Source organism: Hyphomonas sp. J20-32, assembly GCF_055808555.1.
In genome coordinates this window covers 274,556-297,689 of the sequence record NZ_CM147873.1, presented here as the reverse complement: position 1 = coordinate 297,689, position 23,134 = coordinate 274,556, and the positions used below count along the sequence as shown (strand labels likewise).

Below are 23,134 nucleotides of genomic sequence, written 5' to 3'. Positions count from 1 at the left end.
ATCCGGAATATGAATTGGGGAAGGGCGGTTCGCGATGCGGGCCGCCCTTTTCCTTGTTTGAAACCTGTGGCAAGGCCCTGCGACCATGACTGAACCAGCGCGTTTCCTCCCGCCCGAATGGGCCCCGCAATCCGCCCTCTGGTGCGGCTGGCCCCGGCTTGCCGACGAATGGGGCGGCGATTTCCATGGTGCCCGCAGCGATATTGCCGCCTTTGTGCGTGCGGCCGCGGCCTTCCTGCCAGTCAAACTGGCAGCGGGATCCGACGAAGCCGCGCAATCGGCCCGCGCCACTGTCGGCGATGTCGCGCAGATCGTTGACGTACCAACCGGCGACATCTGGCTGCGCGATACCGGTCCGATCATAACCACCGGTGCCGGCGGGCCGCAGGCCGAGACGTTCCGCTTCAACGGCTGGGGCGGCAAATACCTGATGCCCGGCGATACCGAAACGGCCGCCGCCGTCGCCGGTGTCGAGGGCATCCGCGTGCGCGCCCATGAAATCGTGCTCGAAGGCGGCGCGATTGACGTTGACGGGGAAGGGCGCCTGCTGACGACGCGGCAATGCCTGCTCAACCCGAACCGGAACGGCAACTGGACCGAAGCCGATGCCGAAGCCGCTCTGGCCAATGCCTTTGGCGTAAACGAGGTGATCTGGCTTGGCGACGGCCTGCTGAACGACCATACTGACGGCCATGTCGACAATATCGCGCGCTTCATCGCGCCGGGTCATGTCCTGTGCCAGCATCCGACCGGGCCGGATGACCCGAACGCCGACATCCTGCTTGCCATCGAGGACGGCCTGCGCGCCGCCGGCCTGATGGTGACGACCGTCTCTTCACCGGGCCATGTCGATTTCGGGGACGGCAAGCCTGTGCCGGCCAGCCATATGAATTTCACCATCACGAATGGCGCCGTTCTCGTGCCGACCTATGACGCGCATTTCAGCCTTGTCGCCCTCGCAGAGCTCGGCCCGCTGTTTCCCGGCCGGAAAATCATTGGCCTGCCGGCATTGAACATTTTGCGCGGTGGCGGCAGTTTCCACTGCATGACGCGCGAGATACCCGCCTGATCCGGCCCGTGCCTGGACCATCCCCCCCCTTGCCACCCCCTTCGGACCCCCGCCCATGACCCGCTCGATCACCCTCGCCGCCATCCAGTTCTCACCCAGTGACGACGTGCAGGCGAACATCGACCGCGTCGCCGGATTCGTTGAAGAGGCTGCAGGCCGGGGCGCGGATGTCGTTCTGCCGCCCGAACTCTTCTGCGGCTACTATTTCTGCAAGACTCAGGAAGAAGAGCATTTCGCCCGCGCCCTGCCGTGGCAAACACATCCGGCTGTCGTGCAACTCGCTGAAATTGCAAAGAAATCCGGCGTGGTGATCCCGGTGTCGATCTATGAAAAGGACGGCCCGGCCTATTACAATTCACTCGTCATGCTGGACGCGGACGGCGCTGCCCTCGGCGTTTACCGCAAGAGCCATATTCCCGACGGGCCGGGCTACCAGGAAAAATTCTATTTCCGCCCGGGCAATACCGGCTTTCGCGTCTGGGAGACAAAAAAGGGAAAAATCGGCGTCGGCATCTGCTGGGACCAGTGGTTTCCGGAAGCGGCCCGCGCGATGGCCCTGATGGGCGCAGACGTGCTGCTCTACCCGACAGCCATCGGTGCCGAGCCGCAGGATTCGGGCCTCGATACCGCCGCGCGCTGGCGCCGCGCCATGTTGGGGCATGCCGTGTCGAACGTGATCCCGGTCTGCGCCGCAAACCGCGTAGGCGACGAGCAGGGACAGGCCTTTTACGGCACGAGCTTCATGTCCGACCAGACCGGCGAAGTCGTGGCGGACATGGACCGCAAGGCCGAAGGCGTGATACTCGCGACGTTCGATCTCGACCTGATTGACCGCGAACGGGCGGCTTGGGGATTCTTCCGTGACCGGCGGCCGGACCTGTACGGATCGCTGCTCTAGTCCTGCTTCACGCGGTGCGCCGCATCGAACCAGTCGGTCATGATTCCGCCCGGTACGCGGGCCAGGTCACGATACCATTCAGGCAGGTTGTTCACGGCGTCGGCCGTGTCGCCCCAGCGACGCAGGTTGGCATCGGCTGCCTTGTGGAAGGCTTCGCGCATGCGCGCCTCGTCCATGGGCTGGAAGGCTGGAATACTTTCGCTGCCTGCCAGGCTCTTTTGAGCTGTCAGCATCATTTCAAGCATCGACGCGGTCAGGGAAAGCGATGCGCGCCAGGGCGCGAGCCAGAGGTCCATCATGAATGAAATTCCTTGTTTCTGAACAGGATAATAGGCTCATATTGTGCGGTGCACAACAAATCTGATGCCAAACTTGCGTGGTTGCCCCTTTTTCGCCGCGAGCGAATGCAAATAATTTCCTGCCATGACCGACTTTCAGTTTACCAATTTCGTTCCATCCCCGGCGCGCGGCCGGGTTCTGGTCTTCGATTCAGGCGTTGGCGGCTTGACTGTAGCGGAGGAAATCCGGGCGCTCGGACCCGCCTTGGGTGTGCATTATGCAGCCGATAGCGGCTTTTTCCCGTATGGCGACAAGTCCGACAAGGCCCTGAGAGACCGCCTGCCACGGGTCGCCAAGATGCTGTGCGACCATGTCAGGCCGGACGTGTTCGTCATTGCCTGCAACACGGCGAGCACGTTGGCCCTGTCCGAGATTAGGGCCGTCCTCGATATCCCGGTGGTGGGGACCGTCCCGGCGATCAAGCCGGCGGCCGCCTTCAGCCAGACGGGCACCATCGGCCTTCTGGCAACGCCGGGAACGATTCGCCGGGCCTATACGGCGCGGCTGATCAACGAGTTTGCCAGCGGGCACCATGTCATCATGCACGGGAGCATAGAACTCGTGCGGCTCGCCGAGGCGCATGCGCGTGGTGAAGACGTGCCGATCGAGGCGATTGCAGCAGCCCAGGCCCCGCTGTTCGACGCCCCCGGCGGCGACCAGATCGATACGGTCGTGCTGGCTTGCACGCATTTCCCGCTCGTGCGCGGCCAATTGATCGCCAGCGCGCCGCACGGGGTCAGCTATGTCGATTCAGGCGCTGCGATCGCCCGGCAAACGATCCGCGTATTGCCACATGAAACCGAAGCGCGTGGTGTCGGCGGCTCAGCCTACCTGACAAGCCCGCCCGAGGAGTCGCCGGATCTGGCGCTAGTCCTCAGGCGTTACGGCTTCCCGGACGCTCACTTCGTGGCTTTGGAGCCGATCGCGATGACTTCGGCGCCGATCGCATTGTAGAGGCTCGGCCATGGCGCATCATGGACGATCGCCACTTCCGACTCGCCAAACCCGTTGAACCGGCTGGCCATGGCGCGGCCATAGGCACCGATATTCCCGAATTCGAGATAGTCGCCCTCGGTCAGTCCGGCTGGCAGCCAGACCTTGTCAGGGAACTTGTCGGTTGAATCGCAGGTTGGCCCATAGACCGTGTACTCGGCCATGCCACGCAGCTTGCGTCCGTCACCCGTGATGGCGCGCATCGGGAAGGCCCAGCGCTCGTGCACGGCGTCATAGAGCGAGCCGTAGGAGCCGTCATTGATGTAGATTGCGCCCGGTTTCGCGAGCTCAACGCGCACGAGAAGGCTTTCGGCTTCGGCGACAAGCGCGCGGCCAGGCTCGCACCAGAGGTCGGCGTTCTCGAGCACGAACATGCTTTCGAACGAGGATTCGACCATGGCCGCATAGGCTTCCAGCGATGGCGGCGGCGTATCGGCATAGATCGACGGGAAACCGCCGCCGACGTCCACGATATCGACGGTCACACCGGCCGAGATGATGATACGTGACACGTCGGCCATGGCGGTCGCCCAGGCCGATGGCTTCATCGCCTGGCTGCCGACATGGAAGGAGACGCCCAGCTCGTCGGCATAGCGGCGGGCTTCGCGCAGGATGTCTGCAGCGTCGTCTTCGTTCGCACCGAATTTGCCGGTCAGCGGAAGGGTTGCGCCATCATTCGAGACGCCAATGCGCACGATGATGGTGAGGTCGCGGGCATAACCGGTTTCTTCGAGGATTTTCTGCAGCTCGGCCTGCGTGTCGGTCACGAAAATGCGAACGCCGTACTGATGGTAGGCACGCGAGATCGCCCGGCGATTCTTCACAGGGTGAAGGAAGGCCATGCGGGCACCGGGGAACCGGTTGTAGATCAGTTCGATCTCGTTTTCCGACGCCACGTCGAAGCTGTTGATGCCGGCGGCCCACAGGGCGTCGAGCACGTGTACGCCAGGGTTTGCCTTGACGGCATAGAATGGCTGGGCCGGGAAGCTTTCCCGGAACCATTTCGCAGCTGCTGTCACCCGGTCCGGGCGGAAGCAGTAAACAGGCAGATCGGGTTCTTGCGAACGCACGATATTATAGGGGGTAGCATAGGAGTGCATGACACCTAACCTCCAAAGGGCTTTTAACCAGCTTCGGGCGTTAGTGCAGGGGGCCCCCAGTTTAAGGGTTGGCCCAGATGTCCGCCACATCCGTATTCGGGGGGTGAGATATGCGAACGTGACGGGAAGTGCAAGCGAAAAAATGAGTCGCCCGAAACGGATGTCACAGAAACGTCATTTAACTTCGACATGATTGTCATGCCCGCAGCGTATTTGGGCGCTCGAAACCCGATTCCGGGAATGATTCTGCAGGAGTAAATCTCATGAAATCTGGCATGACTTTCGGTGCAATCAGTCTTATGGCGCTGGCGCTGGTCGCTTGCGGCAAGACAGACCTTTCCACGCTTGAGGCATCCGATGCCGCGCCTGACCGGCCTGAAATGTCCGGTTCGACCCAGAAGATCAAGATCGTTGGATCTTCGACGGTCTCGCCGTTCGCTACCACCGTGGCTGAACGGTTTGGTGCGACGTCCGGTTTCCCGACCCCAATCGTCGAGACAACAGGCACCGGCGGCGGCTTCAAGGCGTTTTGCCAGGGCGTCGGCCCGGACCAACCGTCGATCTCGAATGCTTCGCGTCCGATCAAGGCCAGCGAAACCGCACTTTGCGCCGGCAATGGCGTGACGGAAATTACCGCAGTCGAGATCGGCTATGACGGAATCGTCGTCGCGAATTCGAAGGAAGGCCCGGATTTCGATATTACGAAGACACAGCTCTACCTCGCCCTGGCCCAGGACGTTCCGGACGGCGCGGGCGGTTTCCAGACCAATCCCTACAAGTCCTGGCACGATGTGAGTGCCGACCTGCCGGACGAGCCGATCATGGTGTTCGGTCCGCCACCGACATCCGGAACGCGTGACGCATTTGTTGAACTCGGTATGGAACATGGCGCCGAGGCGTTGCCTGAACTGGCTGCGCTGAAGGAGAGCGACAAGGATGCCTTCAAGAACCGGGCCCACACAATCCGCACGGATGGCGCCTGGATCGATTTTGGCGAGAATGACACGGCGATCATCCAGTCGCTGGTGAAGACGCCAGCGGCTATCGGCGTGCTGGGGTATTCGTTCCTCGAACAGAATGCAGACCGGGTCAAAGGGGCAGAGCTGGCCGGTGTGCCGGCGACATTCGAAAACATCAATTCGGGCGAATACGGCCTGTCACGCGTGATGTTCATCTACGTGAAAGAGCAGAACCTGCCGCTTGTGCCCGGCCTGATTGATTTTGTCGAAGCCTTCACCTCGGACAATGCATTCGGCCCGGATGGCTACCTCGTCGAGAAAGGCCTGATTCCGCTCAGCGACGAGGATCGCGCGGCCCAGCGCGTGGTCGTCGAGGGGCTCAAGGCTGAATAAGCCGACCAGGCTTGCGCGCCTGACCCGCAAAAATCTGACCGGCTGCTTTTAAGGCAGCCGGTTTTTTTTGGGCCTACAGCCCCTCGATCGGCGGCTTCTTGCGCCGGCGCAGGCGGATCTTCTGCCAGAAACGGCGGCGTGCCGGGGCGGGCAGGGGCTGGAGGTTTTCGATGAAGGCTTCGGCGCAGGATTTCCAGCTATAGGTCTCGGCATAGGCGCGGCAGGTTTCGCGGCTGAGCGCCAGGCAGTCACGCGCGCCTTGGGCGAGGTCGCCGCCGACGGGCGTGATCGTCCCGGCATTTGAGCCGGGAATGACGTCGCGCGGGCCGGTTGCGTCGAAGGCCGCAACAGGGATGCCCGATGCCATCGCTTCCAGCACGACAAGGCCGAACGTGTCTGTCAGGCTGGGAAATACGAACACATCTGCGCTGGCATAGATGGCAGCAAGCTCTTCGCCGAATTTGCCTCCCAGGAATGTCACTTTCGGATAGTTGCGTTTCAGCTCTTCCAGCTGCGGCCCGTCGCCGACGATGACTTTCGACCCCGGCAGGTCGAGTTCTGCAAAGGCTTCAATATTCTTTTCAACAGCGACCCGACCGACATTCAGGAAAATCGGGCGCGGCAATCCCTTGAAGGGGTCGTTCCCGGCGCCTTCCGGAATGCGTTTGGCCGGATTGAACATGTCGGTATCGACGCCGCGCGTCCAGGCAACAAGGTTGATGAAGTTGCGGGCCTTCAGTTCCTCGACCATTGACGGGGTCGGCACCATCACCTTGCCGGAATACTTGTGGAACCAGTGCACGAAGGAATACCCGACTGAAATCGGGATCGGCAGGCGCGCGGAAACATATTCGGGAAAGCGGGTATGGTAGGCTGTCGAGAACGGGTGCTTGACGATCAGGCACATGGTGCGGCCGGCCATGCCAAGCGTGCCCTCGGTAGCGATATGGATCGCATCGGGTTCGAACTCGTGGAAACGTTCCTCGATCTTCTTGCGGGCAAACAGGGCCAATTTGATTTCGGGATAGGTCGGCAGGGGCACAGTCCGAAAGCCGTCGCCGGGATGCACGATTTCCCAGATGTGGCCCATCGCTTCGGATTCGGCGATCACCCGCTTCATCGTGCGCACGACGCCGTTGACCTGGGGGTCCCAGGCGTCGGTAATCAGAAGAATGCGCATCGGGTCTCCTTGAGGCCGCCCTACGGTCGGCGGCAATGTGGCGGGGTTGGTCCTGTGCGTAAAGAGGCGGAACAACTGCAATCTTGCTCGCGTTTGCCTCTATGTGCCGATATGACTGTGCCCGTAAACATGAAATACCCGGCAGGCTTTTGCTCTGCCGAACCGGCGCTCTTTAAACTTTTACCCCTCGGAATCCCATATGCCTGATTCGCTGCCCACTGCCTCCCTCGCCTGGGATGATCTCGACGCCCAAAAATTCGATGACGAGGAGGCCTTGCTTGAAGGATTGCTGAAAGAGGCCCCGCTGGACGACGGCGCGCGCCAGGCCGCTGTTCGCCACGGGCGCGAACTTGTCGAGATCGCCCGCAGCCGGGGCCGCAAGAAAGGCATGATGGAAAGTTTCCTCGAAGAGTTCGGCCTGTCGAACTCCGAAGGCCTCGCGCTGATGTGCCTTGCTGAGGCCTTGCTGCGGGTGCCGGACGCCGAGACGCGCGACGACCTGATCGCCGAGAAGATTCGCTCGGGCGACTGGGCGTCCCATCTCGGCCAGTCCGAAAGCTGGTTGGTCAATGCGTCGACCTGGGGCCTGATGCTGACGGGGCGGGTGATTGGCGTGCCGAAATCGCTTGAGAAAGGCCCGGGAGCGTTCGTCTCCGGCCTGATTCGCGAAAGCGGCGAGCCGGTGATCCGCGCAGCCATGATGCAGGCGATGCGTATCATGGGCGAACAGTTCGTCCTTGGCCGGACTGTCAAGGAAGCGCTGAAGCGCGGCAAGCGCATGGTGAAGTCAGGCGAGGCCGCCCATTTCAGCTTTGACATGCTGGGCGAGGGCGCGCGGACCGCGGAAGATGCGGCGCGCTACCTGAAGGCCTATGAGTTGGCGATCGATGCGGTTTCAGCTGAGAAGGATATCGGCACGGCGCCGGAAAAGGCGAGCGGCGTTTCTGTCAAGCTGTCCGCGCTGCATCCGCGCTTCGAGGCCGTGAACGAGACCCGCGTGATGGCGGAACTCTACCCGCGCCTGCTGGGCCTGTGCAAAAAGGCTGCGGGAGCGAACATTCACCTTTGCCTTGATGCGGAGGAAGCCGACAGGCTGGTGCTCAGCCTCAAACTGTTCGACCGTCTTGCACGCGAACCGTCTCTCAGGGAATGGACCGGCCTCGGCCTTGCGATCCAGGCTTACCAGAAACGTACGCTGTCGGTGATCGAGAAACTGGCCCGTCTCGCCGACGAGACCGGACAGCGTTTCATGGTCCGCCTCGTCAAGGGCGCCTATTGGGACAGCGAAATCAAGCATGCCCAGATCGAGGGCTATCCGAACTTCCCGGTCTTCACGACCAAGCCCGGCACCGACCTTCACTATCTTGCCTGTGCAAAACAGATACTCGAAGCCTCGCCGAAGCTTTATCCGCAGTTTGCTACGCACAACGCCCACACGCTGGCGGCGGTCGACCTTCTGGCCGAGGCGTCGGGTGTCACCGACTATGAATTCCAGCGCCTGCACGGCATGGGTGAGGCGCTGTATGATGCGGCTGAAGCGGGTCGGCGCGTGCGGGTCTATGCGCCGGTCGGCGCCCATAAGGACCTGTTGCCCTATCTCGTCCGCCGCCTGCTCGAAAACGGCGCCAATGCGAGCTTCGTGCATTCCTTCCTCGATCCGGACGTGCCGGTCGAAGACGTCGTGGACGATCCGATCACGCGGGTCGAGATCGGGCCGCGCCGGCATCCGGGCATTCCGACACCGCCGCGCCTTTACGGACCGGAGCGGCGCAATTCAACCGGCCTCGATCTCAGCCAGAAAGCTGTGCGCCAGGCTATGGCCTCGGCGCTGAAATCCTTCCGCGACAGTCCGGCCATTGCTGCGGGCGCGATCGTATCTGGCAAGTCAGATACCGGCGGTGGCGAGTTGATCCGGGTGCCGTTTGACACAGGCCACATCCTGGGCGCCTGCAAGGAAGCAGGTCCCGAAGCGATCGATGCGGCGCTTGAAGCGGCCGTGAAATTCCAGCCCGGCTGGGACGCGCTCGGCGGATCGAAGCGGGCGGAACACCTGCGCGCCATGGCCGATGCGATGGAAGACAACGCGCCGCGCCTGATCGCGCTTATGGCCCGCGAAGCAGGCAAGACGCTGGCCGACGGTGTGGCTGAAGTGCGCGAAGCAGTCGATTTCTGCCGCTATTACGCGGCGCAGGCAGAGCAGGAGTTCGAAGGCGCTGTACGCCTGCCGGGACCGACCGGCGAGACCAATCACCTGTCGCTGCACGGGCGCGGCGTGTTCTGCTGCATCAGCCCCTGGAATTTCCCGCTCGCCATTTTCACCGGCCAGATCGCGGCCGCCCTTGCGGCCGGGAACACGGTCGTCGCCAAGCCGGCCGAACAGACGCCGCTGGTGGCGTTCGAAGCCGTTCGCCTGTTCCAGAAAGCGGGCTTGCCCGCCGACGCGCTGCACTTGCTGCCGGGCCGGGGCGAGACGGTCGGCGCGGCGCTGACATCCGACCTGCGCGTGTCGGGCGTCTGTTTCACCGGCGGCACATCGACAGCGCGCCTGATCAACCGGACGATTGCCGGCCGGGACGGTCCGATCATTCCGCTGATCGCGGAAACGGGCGGCCTGAACGGCTTGTTCGTCGACACGACAGCGCTGAGGGAACAGGTCATCGACGACATGATCGTGTCCGCCTTCGGCTCTGCCGGCCAGCGCTGCTCGGCGCTGCGGGTCGCATTCATTCCGAAGTCGACGGCCCAGAGCCTGATTGACGGGCTGATCGGTGCCATGAATGAATTGAAGCTGGGTGATCCGTCCGAGGCGGATACCGATCTCGGCCCGGTGATCGACGCCGACGCGCGCGACTTGCTCGAAAAGCACCTGGACAAGATGCGCACGGAAGCGAAAGTCCTCCATCAGATCGATTCCGGCAAGATCGGCAAGGAGGGGTTCGGTTTCGGTCCCGCTCTGGTCGAGCTGTCGTCGATAGACCAGATACAGGAAGAGAATTTCGGGCCGGTCCTGCATGTCCTTCGATATGATCCCGACAATGTGAAGACGCTTGGTGCCGCACTGAAGGCAAAGGGCTATGGCCTGACCCTGGGCGTGCATTCGCGCCTTGAGCGTTTCCACGCCACCGTGAAATCCGTGTGCCCCGTCGGGAATACGTATGTGAATCGTTCCATGACCGGTGCTGTCGTCGGCGTGCAGCCATTTGGCGGGGAAGGGCTGTCAGGCACCGGGCCAAAGGCCGGCGGGCCGTATTACCTCCATCGTTTCGCCAATGAGCGTGTGGTAACGGTGAATATTACCGCGCAGGGCGGGGATGCCGAACTGCTGAGTTTGTAAGGGGAGACGATGTGATGTTGAGACTGGCCTGTTGCGCTGCGCTGGGTGTGCTCTTGATAGGATCCTGCGGAAAGGCGCCTGATGCGCCGGACACGGAGGTCACCCAGGATGGCGACCATCTGGTTGGCGAGAACATTCCGGCGGTCGATCCCGAAGCGGTCGCAGACGTGCCGCGTAATCTGGAGGTGACCAAGGACTATTTCGTAGGCACCGCCAGTATTGATGATCTCCTGTTCGAGGTCGCGCCGGACATTGCCGCCAAGCTGGTCGAGGATTCACGCGGGCGGATAGAGGCCATGGATGCCGATGCGCTGGCGTATCGAGAGGCGGACCCTGAATATTTCACGCCCTACAGCCTGTCGATCCGATGGGCGCTGGAGGCGTCAGCAGGCGACCTGATCAGCCTTGAGGGATTCACGGCGGCCTATTCGGGCGGCGCGCACGGCAACTATGGAACCGATGCGCGCATCTACAGTATTCAGAGCGGAATGCAGATGTCGTTTCGCGACCTGCTGGCCGACCCGTCCGGCGCAATGGTGGAATGCCTTCCGCTCATTCTCTCCGACATGGCGCAGCAGCGGTCTGAGAAAGTCGGCGGCGGGTCTTCCGTCGAAACCTTCCGGGCGGAAACCGCTGATGCGATATCGGCCAGCAGCGTGCTGGGCGGAGAGATTGGCCTGGTTGCATCAACGGACGCCGGCACGTTTGGCGGGTTTGTCGTCCACTTCGCGCCCTATGAGATCGGGTCCTATGCCGAAGGAGCCTATCAGTCGGTCGTTCCGCAATCGGTGTTCCGTGATTTCCTGAAACCAGAATATGCCGGGCTGTTCGCCGGTGGGCCGGTCACTGAGGAATAGGGAAGGGCGACGTCCCGCGCAGCTATTTCAGTGCGTCGTGATCGATGCGGAGCAGGCGGAACCGGGAAGTGTTCTCCGATTCAAGGTCGACCAGTCCGGGCCATTCCTTGCCTGCGCTGAGGGCCTCGTAGAGCGGGGCGATCGAGCCATCGAAAGTCACGTTCGTGGTGCAGACCGCAACATAGGTGAAGGGCGCGAGCGCTTCGCGGCGCGTTTTGCTGTCGTCCACGATGAATGTTTTCGCGACCCGGCTGATGCTGGGAGCCGCGCGGTGGAATGGCAGCGATGCAAGCTGGTGGGGGCCTTGTGTTGCATCGATATGCTCAGCCAGCGTGAATGACAGGCCCGAGGGCGCCATCACGATGCCGGGCGGGGCCGTGTCGAGCGCTGACAGGTCGGCGTCCTTGCAGGCATCGCCTTCCATCACAAGGATAGGTTCGATCGCCAGGTCTGTTCGCTTGACCAGACCAGCCAGCGCCAGCCCGAGGCAGAGCGGAACGGCCAGCGGGACGAGACGCTTTGTCCACGAAGTGACCGTCGGAAGCGCGATCATCACTGAGGGAACGAACAATGGAACGAAGACCGCCGGAAACCTGAAATTGCGCGTCTGGAGGACGGTCAGGAGCAGTGCAGCGCTGGCCAACAGGAGGATGACCAAGGCGCCCGCCGTGCGGGGCCGGGCCCCTTGCCAGGTTGCGATGAGCACAGCCATCAGTCCGCCCATGACCACCGGTATGGCCAGCGGGGCCCCTCTGGCATAGCCTTCAATCAGGCTGTGTTCCTGGGGGATGCGGGAGAACCAGAATTCGTTCGCGACGGGGTCGATCATCCACAGGGGACCGGCATGGCAAGCCGGGAAAGCGAGCCACAGGCCTGCCAGCAGGATCGTGCCCGGGACAGCGAGACTGAGCAGGCGTGAGATGCGACCGCCGAAGCGTTGGGATTGCCAGAGGCGCGGCGCTGCTGCGAGGACCAGCCCGCCGAGGCAGAGAGCGGCAATCCAGGGCGCCGACAGCGCGTCGCACTGGGTCTGCGCCATCGCGCCGGGCCCAATCAGAACGGCGCTCGCCGGCAGGCTGACGATCAACAATGTCAGGCCAGCCTGGGAGAGACGCTGCACAAGGTCGGTGTCGCCTGTCCAGACAGCCGCAAGTCCTAGGCCGACCAGAGCCAAGGCGACGAAGGGCGCACACTCCAGCCCGACGGCGACGGACAGGAAACTGGCCATCCCGATCAGCACGCCCGCGTATCGATGCGGGGAGACCAGTCCGAGGCAGAGCGCCAGCATCAGGACAAGCTGGACATTGTGATGGTCGATCCGCCCGGGATAGAATTCGGGCAGGGCCAGCAACGATGCGATCGCCGCAGCAATGACCGGCAGCGCCCGCAAACGGGGCCCCGACAGGTGCTGGATCACGCGGGCCGCAAGGGCGGCATAGGCGACAAACCAGAGCGGTGGCACGACGAGGCGCGCGGCGGCGAAGGCCGCTTGCGGGCCCATGAACGGGCCCAGCAGCCAGGTCACGAACACATAGGGCGCATCAACCAGCCTGGACCATGGCGTGACATAGGCGTCCGGCATGGCGAGGACAGGCCAGGAGAGGTCGTGCCATTGCCCGTCCCGCAGGAGGTCTGCGATCTGCAGCTTGCGGGCAATATCGTCGACGTCGGCCGCGAAGCTGGCGCCCGGCGGGCCATCGAGCAGCAGAATGCCGATGCCTGTCACGAGGAAGAGCAGGAATACGCGCCAATAGGGCGTCGCGGTCAGGTCTCCGGAATCCGGGATTGCTGGCATCAGGCTTTCTCTCGCGGTTCACGGCACGCTGCTACAAACCCTTTAAGCAAGGCCTAAATATCAGCGGCTTGGATCAGGACGGGGCGGCGCAAGGAACGAATGCGAAGTCTCTCTGATCCGATCCGTCGCTTAGCGAGATGCGGGCGGAAAGGCCAAGATCCGTTTTCCAATAGGCGACGACTTGCGGATAGTCATGTTCCGCGTTCGCAAATTCGATCGAGGTTTCGGTCCGTGCGCGTTCTGTAAAAAGCGAGGGACCCTGGCCCGCCGGATAAGCGTTAAACACTGCGGGCGGGCCTGGTGCGATACGGGTCTGTTCGAAAAAGGACACGGCATTGTCTTGCAGGGACACGGCATAACCGAAGAAATAGCCCTGTTCGGAGGACGACCAGACTTCACGATAGCTCGCATCCCCGCTTTCCCAGCATCCGGAAATCCAGTCCAGCGGCGGCATTTTCCCGGCAGACGCTGGCGCCGAAGCGCAGCCTGCGAGCAGGAGGATGAGGGCCAGCCGCTTCACGGTTTGACCAGCGTGCAGCCGAGTCCGGGCGCGAAGCGCGCTTTCGCGCCGACCAGGCCGCCGAGCACGGTGGCACTGGTTTCGGCGCCGTCGTCGGCGAAGGTCACGGCGCTGATGTCGGTGGTGAAATCACCCTTGCAGCTGTCCATCCCGCGCCCGGCGACGTGCAGGCAGGAACAGACCTGCTTGGCGCCATAGGCGGTCGCCACTTTGGCAAAGGCGACCTGGTCCTTCAGCCAGACCTGCCAGCCGATGCCGATAAGGGCGATCATGACACCGAACGTGATGAGAAGGACTTTGACGACTTTCATGAGATGCCCCTAAGCTGGCGCAAAGGTTAGGGGAGAAGCATTGTCGTGGGCAACCATTTCTTGAATTCCGCAGCGGTCAGGCTGGGCCTTGTCGGGTTTGTTTTCCTTTGCGGAGGCTTGGCGTCGGCGAAGGAACTGGTGCCGCTGCCGCCGCAGCCGGAGGGGCTGGCCTGGCCGACGGCGGGCTGGGAGTCGGGCGAGATGGACCCGGCCGTCGCGGCGATTGTGACGCCCATGATCGACACGGCGATTGCGGGCGAGAAGGCAGGCCCGATGGGCGAGACGCGAGCGGTGGTGATCATTCATCATGGCCGGCTGGTGGCGGAGGCTTATCGCGACGGATTCGGGCCGAAGACGAAGCAGGTTTCGTGGAGCATGGCGAAATCGGTGACCTCGGCGCTGGTCGGGCGGGCCGTGGCGCTCGGTTTCATCAAGGATATCGATGCGCCGATGCCGACGCCTTTCGACGCGGGCGATCCGCGGGCGGAGATTACATGGCGCCAGTGGCTGACCATGACGGACGGGCTCGACTATACCGAGATCGGCGCGGCCAGCATGGCGGACAATGACGTCATCCAGATGATGTACGGGCCGGGGCGGTTCGATGTGCTGGACTATATCAAGGACGAGCTGCCGCCGCTGCATGAGCCGGGCACGGTGTGGAACTATTCGACGGCGGCGTTTCATCTGATCGGGCGGGCTGTCCAGGACCTGGTTCTGGAAATCCCAATGCCTGAATTTGCCACTGAACAAGGCTTGCAACTCGAGCGCTCCTTCCTGCAGACAATCCTCCTCCGGCCTATCGGCATGGAAACCCAACTGGAATTCGACGCGGCCGGCACGTATCTCGGTGGCTCACTCGTGTGGGCGTCGGCGCGCGATTTTGCGAAGTTCGGCTATCTCTACCTGCGCGATGGCGTGTGGGACGGCGAGCGGCTGTTGCCGGAAGGCTGGGTGGATTTTTCCCGCTCGCATCCGGATGGGCCGAAGGAAAACGTCTATGGCGCGGGCTTCTGGCTGACGACGGATGGGGCCGCGCCGGTGCCATCCTACCAGCGCCGTGACGCGCCGCCGTGGGACAGCTTCGCCGCCGAGGGCCATGAGGGACAGACCATTTTCATCGTGCCGTCGCGCGATCTCGTGATTGTCCGTCTCGGCCTGATGTCCAATGAGGGCGAGAACTGGCCGGACCTGTTCCGCTGGAACCAGGCGATTGCGGGTGCCTTTCCGGAGGTGGCGGCCATCGCGGCGCCCATGGAGTAGCGCCAGCGACGCCTTGAGGGGGCGCTTGGGGAGAGGCTCGGGCGTGCTGGGGGTGAAGTATGGGTCAGGTGTCGGGCAAGTTGAATCCGTATTCCCGGCGCATGCCGGGATCTCTTGCGATTATTCCGGACAGGATGGCCTGAGGCCCCGGCCTGCGCCGGGGACACGGATGTATGGTATCTGTCAGCGCCAGCTTCAGCCTTCCCGACACCGGTGCACGAAAAGTACACGGACGATACCCGGAGAGATCATCCGACAGCCGGATGACCACGACCCGCCCGTTCCACATCACGCCCCAGAGCATCTCTGAGCCGGGACCGCCGGTTTTCCGGAACCATGCCTTCAGGCGCTGGATGCGCCAGAAGACCAGCGGCCAGATGGGCAGCAGGTACCAGGGCAGGCCGGGCAGGGGCGAGAGGAGGGAAAAGGCGGGCATGGGGCGCATTATACGCGCAGGTTGGCAGGGGGCGGATAAGTTGGTGAAGTGGCGCGCCTCCCTTTCCCTTGGGAGAAGGACCGAGGGTGAGGGGGAATGTCCCTGCCGTCTGAGCTGCCGGGGCGTGTGGAGAAGTCAGTATCCCCTCACCCCAACCCCCTCTCCCCGGAGGGAGAGGGGGCTCAAGGGTCAGTCGCCGCCAACCATGAAGTGAGCCATCAGGGTGGTGACGGGCTTGGATTTCTCGTCCTGCCAGGCTTCGGCATGGACCGAGCACATGCGCCGACCCATCTTGGTGATGGTGGCGCGGGCGTAGAGGTCTTTCGCGTGGGCCTGTCGCATATAGTCGATGGTGAGATTGATCGGGCGGGGCGGGCGCGTCAGGTGCTCGGTCACGAGGAAGACCTGCGCCATGGCCGTGATCTCGAGAAAGGCGCCGATCGCACCGCCATGGATGGCGCGGATGGCGACATTGCCGATCAGCTTGTCCTGGAAGGGGAGGATGGCTGTCATCTCGTCGCCCATGACTTCGCAGTGCATGCCGAGTTCCTGCGCGAATGGCGTGCGCGCGATAAAGGCGGCAACCTCTTCGGCGCGGCTGAGCCCTGGATTATTCGGCATCGGTGCCTCCCATCGTGGAGGGCGCGCGCGGCTTGGTGATGGCGAAGGCACCGGCGGCGGTGGCGATGACCTTGTCGCGGGTTTCGTGGAAGGCCCAGGCGCGGGTGAAACAGATCGAGCGGGTGACGTGATAGCACTCGGCCTCGCCGAGAATGTCGCGGCGCGGGTCGGCCGGGCGCATATAGTCGATGCGCAGGTCGAGCGTGGCGACATAGCGCGCCTGTTCCATGGCGGAGCCGGCGGCCGTGCCACAGAGATTGTCGAGAAAGGCGGTCAGCACGCCGCCATGTATGACACCTGTATCGGGATCGCCGACGAGGCGCTCCTTCCAGGGCTGGATGCCCCAGACATGGCCCTTTTCCACCTTGGTCATGCGGAAGCCGAGACGGCGCCCCCACGGGATGACGCCGGAGATCATGTCGAGGTTTTCCTGCATCAGACGGAGCGGCAGGGGGCCCCTTTCCGGTGCTGACGTCGCGTCATCGCTCATGGGAGAGGCCTCTTCGTTTGACGTTCCAGCCGCCCCGGATAACATCTGGTCACTGACGTGGAAACAGTTCACGCAGCGGGAGGAGAGGCCTATGGCATTTGACGGCAGCAACAAACCGAAAACATGCATCATCGGCGCAGGATGCTCGGGATTCACCATGGCCAAGCGCCTGAAGGATCATGGCCTGCCATATGACTGTTTCGAGATGTCGGACGATATCGGCGGCAACTGGTACTACAAGAACCCGAACGGCACCTCGTCCTGCTATCAGAGCCTGCATATCGACACGTCCAAATGGCGCCTCGCCTTTGAGGATTATCCCGTGCCGGACGACTGGCCGGATTTCCCCCACCATGCCCAGCTGCTGCAATATTTCCACGATTATGTGGACCATTTCGGCCTGCGCGAAACGATCACGTTCAACACGGCCGTGACCGATTGCGAAAGCCTGCCGGGTGGGCGCTGGAAGGTGACGCTGTCGACGGGCGAGAGCCGCGAATATGATGCGCTGGTTGTCGCCAACGGCCACCACTGGGATGCGCGGATGCCGAGCTATCCCGGGCATTTCGATGGTTACCAGGTCCATTCGCACCATTACCGCGACCCGTTCGAGCCGTATGACTTCCGCGGCAAGAATGTGATGATTGTCGGGGCGGGCAATTCGGCGATGGATATATCCTCCGAACTGTCGCAGCGGCCGATCGCGAACAAGCTGTTCATCTCGATGCGCCGGGGCGTCTGGGTGCTGCCGAAATACATGGACGGTACGCCGGCGGACAAGGCGGCCCTGCCGGCATGGCTGCCGAGCAAGCTCGGGCGCAAGCTGGCACGGGCCAAGATCAAGAAGACGATCGGCATGATGGAAGATTATGGCCTGCCGAAACCCGACCACGAGCCGCTGGACGGCCACCCGTCAGTGTCGGGGGAGTTCCTGACGCGCGTCGGTTGTGGCGACATCCTGCCGAGACCAGGCATCGAGCGGCTCGACGGCGACGGGGTCGTGTTCACCGATGGCTCACGCGAGAAGGTGGACGCCATCGTCTGGGCGACAGGCTATAATGTGACCTTCCCCTTCCTGAAGCAGCCGGAACTGACGCCGCAGGACAATACGTTCCCGCTATACAAGCGCATGGTGAAGCCGGGCTTCGAGACGCTGTTTTTCCTGGGACTGGCCCAGCCCTTGCCGACATTGGTTAATTTTGCCGAGCAGCAATCGAAACTGGTCGCTGCTGCGCTGACCGGCGATTATGGCTTCCCGGATGCGGCGGAAATGGCCCGGATCACCAAGGCTGACGAGCAGGAACACCTCGGCCATTTCTATGACAGCCCGCGCCACCGCATGCAGGTGGACTTCGGCGTCTATGTCGCGGACCTGCTGAAAGAGTTAAAGCGCGGCGCAAAACGCGCAGGTGTGGTTGCCTGACATTAAGAGAAACGTGGTAGGGTGCAGCCGATGATCCGACTGATCCCAGCCATCCTGCTGCTCCTGGCAGCTGCGGCGTGCGCGTCTGCACCTCCACCGCGAATTGCGGTGGCTGTCGCCGCGCCATCGCCTGCGCCGACAATTTACGGCCCGCCGGGCGACCCGCACAATCCGGCACAGGGCGCTTACCAGCCGAATGAATACCTGCGGGTCTGCAGCGGCATGAAGGTGAGCAATGCGCCCCCTTCCCATGAGGGCGGCTGGGTGATGGATTTCAAGCCGGTGGTCGTTGTCGACGGCGTGGTGCTGGCGACCGTGCCGACCAATGATGTCTGCCTGTCGTCAGGTTTCGGCTTTCGCGGAAGCCGCTTCCATGACGGGCTCGACCTGACGCGGCGCCCATCCGGGCCGGTTTTTGCCGCTGCGCCGGGACGTATCATCGAGGCCCGCAATTCGCGCGGCTATGGCTGGCAGGTGCTGATCGACCATGGGCGCGGCGTCTATACGCGCTATGCCCACCTTGCCTATTTCGACCCGAATGTGGCGGTCGGACGGGAAATCGGCTTTGGCCAGCCGGTCGGCATGATGGGCCAATCCGGCAACGCGACCGCGATCCACCTGCATTACGAGATCCTGACCGGGAACTATCACAATCCAAGGGGCTCCAAGGGGCTGCAGGTGCGTGACCCGTTCAGTTTTCCGGCCTATGAGTTCCTGATGGCGGGTTCCTAGGCACGCAGGGGGCAAGATGTACCAGGCAGGCAGGGCGGCATGACGAGCCGTTTCTTCGATCCGTCATTCCTGGCGCGTACCTATCGTGATCCACTGGCCTGGCTCAGCCTTGCGACCGACCTGTTGCCGATCATCGCGATCATCCTGTTCCATTGGGGGGCGACCCCGCTGGTAGCGCTCTACTGGCTGGAAAACCTGATCATCGGGGGCTACACGATCCTTCGGCTGGCGGGGGCGGCGACGGGCGACATCCTGAAGCTCGGCGCGGCGGCTTTCCTGATCCCGTTCTTTACCTTGCACTATGGCATGTTCTGCTACGGGCACGGCGTGTTCCTGAAATCGTTCGCGGGCGGCGGCGGTGCCGGAGACGGCCCGATGGACCTGGTGCTCTGGGCGATTGGCTCAGGGCAGGGGATGGCACTGTTCCTGGCCGTCATCGTCGTCACCAATGCGGCGTTCTTCCTGACCGACTATATCGGCAGGGGCGAGTTCAGGACGGCGAACCTGTCGGCCGAAATGTTCGCCCCCTATGGCCGGATCGTCACCTTGCACGTGGCGATCATACTCGGTGCCTTCTTCTCCCTGGCGACCAGCCAGCCATTGCTGGGCGTGCTGGTCCTGATCATGATCCGGGTTGCGTTCGGCATCGCCCTGTCGGTGTTGCGCCGCAGGCGCCTCGATCGCGGACTGAGCAAGCCGTCTGGCCAATTCACGCCGCGCGTGTAAAAAGTTGACGTCTGGTGACGGGTTGCGCAAGGTGGCCCGACTGGCCGGCAACTTTTCGGCGCAAAAAGGATAGTGCATGCCTCCTTCTTCCGACACGGTCGCTGTGACCGGCAAACGCGCCCGTTCCAAGGCCGCCAACCGGCATGCGATCCTGGTGGCCGGCCGCCGTGTGTTTGCGCGCATCGGCTTTGATGCCACCACGGTGCGCGATATCATCCGCGAAACCGATCTCGCTGCGGGCACGTTCTATAATTACTTCAAGTCCAAGGAAGAGGTGTTCGAGGCGATTGCCGAGGATTCCACTTACCGGTTCCGCGCGCGGCTGAGCGATGTGCGGGCGCGGGCGACGACGTTCGAGGATTATATCCAGCAGGCCTATCATGCCTATTTCAGCTTCATCGCGGCGGAGAATGAGGACGCGATCAAGGGCGGTGCGCCGCACCTGGCGCTGATCGGCGTGCGCGTGGATACGCCGGAAATGCTGGCGATTGCCGGTGAGATCCGGTCCGATCTCGACCATGTCCTGTCTGCGGCCGGGGCGCCGGTGATCGACATCGACTATCTCACGGCGGCAGCCATCGGCATTGCAAGGGAAATGGGCGACAACATGCTGCAGCGCCGACCGGTGAATGCCGATGCCGCGACGAAATTCGCCTCGGCCCTTCTGCTGGCGGGCGTGCGCGAGATCTCGGGCACGGCTGTTTGAGGAAGCGCTTGGCGGACCTCGGGGAAGGTGGCTAGACTGGCTTGAAGAGGGCAGTTTGGGAGCCGGGCCATGAGTCTACAGCAGACAATCACGAAACTGATATTCAAACTGCCGGGCGGCTTGCTCGTGCGCATGGCGGGCGGCAAGCCGCTCGAGATCAATGGCCGGGTGCTGGAGCCGCAATTGCAGATGGTGGCCTGGACCGGCCGCAAGGCGCCGCCCTTTTCATCGCTTCCGGCCGAGGTGGTGCAGGCGGCAACGCGCGAGCAGCTTGCCACGTTGGCGGCCGCGCCGGAGCCGGGTGTCATCATCGAAGATTCCAAGATTCCCGGCCCGGACAGGAACGAGATTCCCGTGCGCGTCTACCTGCCGGACGAACAGGACCCGGCGCATCCGATGATGGTCTATTACCATATGGGCGGCGGCGTGATCGGTGATCTCGACACGTGCAATGCATTCTGTTCGATGATTGCGACAATCGCCAAATGCCCGGTCCTGTCGGTGGACTATCGCCTGGCACCGCAGCACAAATTCCCGGCCGGGATTCACGATGCGATCGCCGCCTATGAGTGGGCGCTGCGCAATGCCGGCAAGTATGGCGCCCCGGCAGGCGTGGCGGCCGTGGGCGGCGACAGTATGGGCGGCAATTTTGCGGCCATCGTTTCGCAGGAGATGAAGCGTCAGGACAAGCCGGTCCCGGCCCTTCAATTGCTGATCTATCCGGCCGTGGACCTGGTCGAGGAATTTCCGTCGCGCAAAGCCTTTGGCGATACGTTCTCGCTGTCGACCGACACGATGGACTGGTTCATGGAGCAGTACCTGCCAGAGGGCCATGATCGGAGCGACCCGTTGCTGTCGCCAGGCCAGAGCGGCGACCTGTCGGGCCTGCCGCCGGCGATCGTGGTTACGGCGGGACATGACCCGCTGGTCGATGAGGGGGACGATTACGCGCTGCGGCTCGGGCGGGATGGCGTTTATGTGAAGCACAAGCGCTATGACAGCCTGTCCCATGCCTTCACGGCCTTCACCGATTTCTCGCCGGGCTCGCGCCGGGCCTGTCTCCAGATTGCGGGCATGGTGCGCGACATGTATGGCCGGCTGTGAGGGCGCTGGTCTGCCATACGATCACGGATGATTTTTCCGGGACCGAAATACGCGACGTGCCGATGCCGGAACCGGGCCCCGGCGAAGTGCGCGTGCGGGTCAAGGCGGCGAGCGTCAATTTTCCGGACCTGCTGCTGACGCAGGGCAAGTACCAGCTGAAACTGGAGCCGCCGTTTACGCCGGGCATGGATTTTTCCGGCGTCGTCGATGCGCTGGGCGAGGGCGTGACGGACTTTTCCATTGGCGACGCAGTGGCGGGCGGCAACCGGTTCGGCGCCTTTGCGGAATACCTGACAGTTCCGGTGGCGGGCCTGCAGAAGAAGCCCGAAAACATGAGTTTTTCAGAGGCTGCCTCCTATTCGGCGGCCTACCTGACGGCCTATGTCGCGCTTGTGCGGCGGGGCAATTTGCAGCCCGGCGAGACGCTGTTGGTGCACGGCGCCAGCGGCGGTGTCGGCATGGCGGCGGTAGATGTCGGCAAGCTGTTGGGCGCAACCGTGATCGCGACAGGGGCTTCTGACGACAAGCTCGACAAGGTGGTCGCGCATGGCGCGGATTACGCGATCAATGTGAGCCAGGGCTTTCGCGACAAGGTGAAGGCGCTGACCAGGGGGCGCGGCGCGGACGTTGTGTTCGACCCGGTCGGCGGGGACGTGTTCGACGAGAGCGTGCGCTGCATTGCCTTTGACGGGCGGCTTCTGGTGATCGGATTCACGTCAGGCCGGATCGCGACCGTTTCCACCAATATGCCCCTGATCAAGGGGTTTTCCGTGGTCGGCGTGCGGGCAGGCGAGTATGGCCGCCAGTTTCCCGACAAGGGCCGCGAGAATGTCGAGACGATCTGGAACTGGGCGCGCGAAGGCAAGGTGCACCCGCGCGTGCATGCCGAGTTCCCGCTGGACAAGGCGATGGACGCCTTCGCCATGCTCTGGAACCGCAAGGTCGTCGGCAAGGTCGTGGTGACGCCCTAGCGGGCGTAGAGCACCAGTCCGATTATGCCAGCGGAGACGAGCAGGACGCCGATCATCTCGCGTGCGGAGATGCGTTCCCTGAAGAACAACACCGACGCACCGATCATGAATACGACCTCGATCTGGCCGAGCGCCCTGACATGGGCGGCGTTCTGCAGGGTGAAGGCGGTAAACCAGGCAAGCGAGCCGAGCATGCCGACTAGGCCGACCCAGGCAGCGCTGCGCCAGCTGCGCAGCAGGCGGCCGGCCTGTCCCGGTTCCCTGATTTGCAGGAAGGCCAGAACGGCCAGCGCCTGGAACGCGGTGACAAAGGCGAGTGTGGTGGCGGCGCGGAGGAAGACGTCGCCCTCGACCAGAGACAGGGACGCCCCGCGATAGGCGACAGCCGAGAGGCCGAACAGGCCGCCTGACAGGATGCCCAGCAGGGCCTTGCGGTCCAGAAAGCTGCGGCGGGCGGAAGGATCGGCGGGAAGGGAAATCAGGACCACGCCGAACAGGCTGACCAGGATGGCGAGCGCGACCGGAAGCGAAAGGCGGTCACCGAGCAGGACGATGCCGAACAGGGCCGTTTGGACGGGCTCTGTCTTGGTGAAGGCCGTGGCAACGGTGAAGTTCCGGTGAGAGAAGAGATGGATCAGCAGGCCGGTGGCGAGGATCTGCGCCAGCCCACCAAGCATGCTGCTGGCAACGAATGTCAGGTTGAGCGGCGGTGCGCTGCGGCCAGTGCCAGCGAGCAGGACAGCCAGCACGAGGCAGGCCAGCGGCGCAGCAAACACGAAACGGGCCGCCGTGGCGCCCCATGTGCTGAGCGTGGCCTTCAACCGTTTCTGCAGCGCCGAGCGCAGGTTCTGCAGGAAGGCGGCAGCTATCGTAATGGGTATCCAGATTTCCATCCGGCGCTTGGACAGCACCTT

23 protein-coding genes are annotated in these 23,134 nt (G+C 63.1%); 13 read left to right on the top strand and 10 right to left on the bottom strand.

Going from position 1 to position 23,134, the window contains the following annotated elements; translation table 11 throughout:
• The first annotated feature begins 85 nt into the window (after positions 1 to 85).
• Both AC0L7I_RS01450 and aguB read left to right on the top strand, forming a co-directional pair.
• Positions 86 to 1,069 (top strand): agmatine deiminase family protein, encoded by a 984-nt coding sequence (locus AC0L7I_RS01450; RefSeq protein ID WP_473397759.1) that lies wholly within the window; start codon positions 86 to 88, stop codon positions 1,067 to 1,069.
• 55 nt (positions 1,070 to 1,124) lie between these two features.
• Complete coding sequence (gene aguB / locus AC0L7I_RS01445; RefSeq protein WP_473397758.1) at positions 1,125 to 1,967, top strand: N-carbamoylputrescine amidase; 843 nt, start codon at positions 1,125 to 1,127, stop codon at positions 1,965 to 1,967.
• Here the strand turns inward: aguB and AC0L7I_RS01440 are convergent.
• Positions 1,964 to 2,266, bottom strand: coding sequence for a hypothetical protein (locus tag AC0L7I_RS01440; protein WP_473397757.1), 303 nt, complete (start codon positions 2,264 to 2,266; stop codon positions 1,964 to 1,966). The genes aguB and AC0L7I_RS01440 overlap by 4 nt on opposite strands.
• Before the next feature lie 124 nt (positions 2,267 to 2,390).
• On the opposite strand from AC0L7I_RS01440, the gene murI reads away from it, so the two are divergent.
• Positions 2,391 to 3,260: a glutamate racemase gene (murI, locus tag AC0L7I_RS01435; RefSeq protein ID WP_473397756.1), complete on the top strand. Its 870-nt coding sequence runs from the start codon at positions 2,391 to 2,393 to the stop codon at positions 3,258 to 3,260.
• Here the strand turns inward: murI and AC0L7I_RS01430 are convergent.
• A complete protein-coding gene (locus AC0L7I_RS01430) occupies positions 3,206 to 4,399 on the bottom strand; it encodes a type III PLP-dependent enzyme (RefSeq protein ID WP_473397755.1) in 1,194 nt (397 codons plus the stop codon). The genes murI and AC0L7I_RS01430 overlap by 55 nt on opposite strands.
• 263 nt (positions 4,400 to 4,662) lie before the next feature.
• Between AC0L7I_RS01430 and AC0L7I_RS01425 the strand changes: the two genes are divergently transcribed.
• Positions 4,663 to 5,751: a substrate-binding domain-containing protein gene (locus AC0L7I_RS01425; RefSeq protein ID WP_473397754.1), complete on the top strand. Its 1,089-nt coding sequence runs from the start codon at positions 4,663 to 4,665 to the stop codon at positions 5,749 to 5,751.
• Positions 5,752 to 5,824: 73 nt separating this feature from the next.
• Here the strand turns inward: AC0L7I_RS01425 and AC0L7I_RS01420 are convergent, their stop codons facing one another.
• Entirely contained in the window at positions 5,825 to 6,931 is a 1,107-nt protein-coding gene (locus AC0L7I_RS01420) for a glycosyltransferase family 4 protein (protein ID WP_473397753.1), read from the bottom strand.
• Between the two features lie 199 nt (positions 6,932 to 7,130).
• Between AC0L7I_RS01420 and putA the strand changes: the two genes are divergently transcribed.
• The gene (putA, locus tag AC0L7I_RS01415; protein ID WP_473397752.1) at positions 7,131 to 10,265 is read left to right on the top strand and encodes a bifunctional proline dehydrogenase/L-glutamate gamma-semialdehyde dehydrogenase PutA; all 3,135 of its coding nucleotides are present in this window, start codon (positions 7,131 to 7,133) and stop codon (positions 10,263 to 10,265) included.
• Positions 10,266 to 10,279: 14 nt separating this feature from the next.
• Positions 10,280 to 11,122, top strand: coding sequence for a DUF3298 and DUF4163 domain-containing protein (locus tag AC0L7I_RS01410; RefSeq protein WP_473397751.1), 843 nt, complete (start codon positions 10,280 to 10,282; stop codon positions 11,120 to 11,122).
• Positions 11,123 to 11,144: 22 nt separating this feature from the next.
• Here AC0L7I_RS01410 and AC0L7I_RS01405 read toward each other — a convergent pair whose 3' ends face one another.
• From AC0L7I_RS01405 to AC0L7I_RS01395, 3 genes are all read right to left on the bottom strand, one after another.
• Positions 11,145 to 12,917, bottom strand: coding sequence for a hypothetical protein (locus AC0L7I_RS01405; protein WP_473397750.1), 1,773 nt, complete (start codon positions 12,915 to 12,917; stop codon positions 11,145 to 11,147).
• A 73-nt stretch (positions 12,918 to 12,990) separates the two neighbouring features.
• The gene (locus AC0L7I_RS01400) at positions 12,991 to 13,437 is read right to left on the bottom strand and encodes a DUF6265 family protein (RefSeq protein WP_473397749.1); all 447 of its coding nucleotides are present in this window, start codon (positions 13,435 to 13,437) and stop codon (positions 12,991 to 12,993) included.
• Positions 13,434 to 13,748, bottom strand: a complete 315-nt coding sequence (locus AC0L7I_RS01395) for a hypothetical protein (protein WP_473397748.1) — start codon at positions 13,746 to 13,748, stop codon at positions 13,434 to 13,436. Before AC0L7I_RS01395 ends, AC0L7I_RS01400 begins: the two co-directional genes overlap by 4 nt.
• Before the next feature lie 45 nt (positions 13,749 to 13,793).
• Between AC0L7I_RS01395 and AC0L7I_RS01390 the strand changes: the two genes are divergently transcribed.
• Positions 13,794 to 15,011 carry a serine hydrolase domain-containing protein gene (locus AC0L7I_RS01390; protein ID WP_473397747.1) on the top strand — a complete coding sequence of 406 codons (1,218 nt, stop codon included), beginning with the start codon at positions 13,794 to 13,796 and terminating at the stop codon, positions 15,009 to 15,011.
• Between the two features lie 64 nt (positions 15,012 to 15,075).
• Here the strand turns inward: AC0L7I_RS01390 and AC0L7I_RS01385 are convergent, their stop codons facing one another.
• The 3 genes from AC0L7I_RS01385 to AC0L7I_RS01375 form a co-directional block, all read right to left on the bottom strand.
• Positions 15,076 to 15,447, bottom strand: a complete 372-nt coding sequence (locus AC0L7I_RS01385; RefSeq protein WP_473397746.1) for a hypothetical protein — start codon at positions 15,445 to 15,447, stop codon at positions 15,076 to 15,078.
• A gap of 189 nt (positions 15,448 to 15,636) precedes the next feature.
• Positions 15,637 to 16,068, bottom strand: coding sequence for a PaaI family thioesterase (locus tag AC0L7I_RS01380; protein WP_473397745.1), 432 nt, complete (start codon positions 16,066 to 16,068; stop codon positions 15,637 to 15,639).
• Positions 16,058 to 16,558: a PaaI family thioesterase gene (locus tag AC0L7I_RS01375; RefSeq protein WP_473397744.1), complete on the bottom strand. Its 501-nt coding sequence runs from the start codon at positions 16,556 to 16,558 to the stop codon at positions 16,058 to 16,060. The genes AC0L7I_RS01380 and AC0L7I_RS01375 overlap by 11 nt, the downstream gene beginning before the upstream one ends.
• A 91-nt stretch (positions 16,559 to 16,649) precedes the next feature.
• Here AC0L7I_RS01375 and AC0L7I_RS01370 point away from each other — a divergent pair, with 91 nt between their 5' ends.
• From AC0L7I_RS01370 to AC0L7I_RS01345, 6 genes are all read left to right on the top strand, one after another.
• Positions 16,650 to 17,981 carry a flavin-containing monooxygenase gene (locus tag AC0L7I_RS01370; RefSeq protein ID WP_473397743.1) on the top strand — a complete coding sequence of 444 codons (1,332 nt, stop codon included), beginning with the start codon at positions 16,650 to 16,652 and terminating at the stop codon, positions 17,979 to 17,981.
• 30 nt (positions 17,982 to 18,011) lie between these two features.
• Positions 18,012 to 18,713, top strand: a complete 702-nt coding sequence (locus AC0L7I_RS01365) for a M23 family metallopeptidase (RefSeq protein ID WP_473397742.1) — start codon at positions 18,012 to 18,014, stop codon at positions 18,711 to 18,713.
• A 39-nt stretch (positions 18,714 to 18,752) separates the two neighbouring features.
• Complete coding sequence (locus AC0L7I_RS01360) at positions 18,753 to 19,439, top strand: DUF6498-containing protein (RefSeq protein ID WP_473397741.1); 687 nt, start codon at positions 18,753 to 18,755, stop codon at positions 19,437 to 19,439.
• Positions 19,440 to 19,515: 76 nt separating this feature from the next.
• Positions 19,516 to 20,145: a TetR/AcrR family transcriptional regulator gene (locus tag AC0L7I_RS01355; RefSeq protein ID WP_473397740.1), complete on the top strand. Its 630-nt coding sequence runs from the start codon at positions 19,516 to 19,518 to the stop codon at positions 20,143 to 20,145.
• A gap of 69 nt (positions 20,146 to 20,214) precedes the next feature.
• The gene (locus AC0L7I_RS01350) at positions 20,215 to 21,249 is read left to right on the top strand and encodes an alpha/beta hydrolase (protein WP_473397739.1); all 1,035 of its coding nucleotides are present in this window, start codon (positions 20,215 to 20,217) and stop codon (positions 21,247 to 21,249) included.
• Positions 21,246 to 22,220, top strand: coding sequence for an NADPH:quinone oxidoreductase family protein (locus AC0L7I_RS01345; RefSeq protein ID WP_473397738.1), 975 nt, complete (start codon positions 21,246 to 21,248; stop codon positions 22,218 to 22,220). Before AC0L7I_RS01350 ends, AC0L7I_RS01345 begins: the two co-directional genes overlap by 4 nt.
• On the opposite strand, the gene AC0L7I_RS01340 is transcribed toward AC0L7I_RS01345, so the two are convergent.
• Complete coding sequence (locus tag AC0L7I_RS01340) at positions 22,217 to 23,113, bottom strand: DMT family transporter (protein ID WP_473397737.1); 897 nt, start codon at positions 23,111 to 23,113, stop codon at positions 22,217 to 22,219. The two genes, AC0L7I_RS01345 and AC0L7I_RS01340, sit on opposite strands and share 4 nt — an antisense overlap.
• Between the last annotated feature and the right edge of the window lie 21 nt (positions 23,114 to 23,134).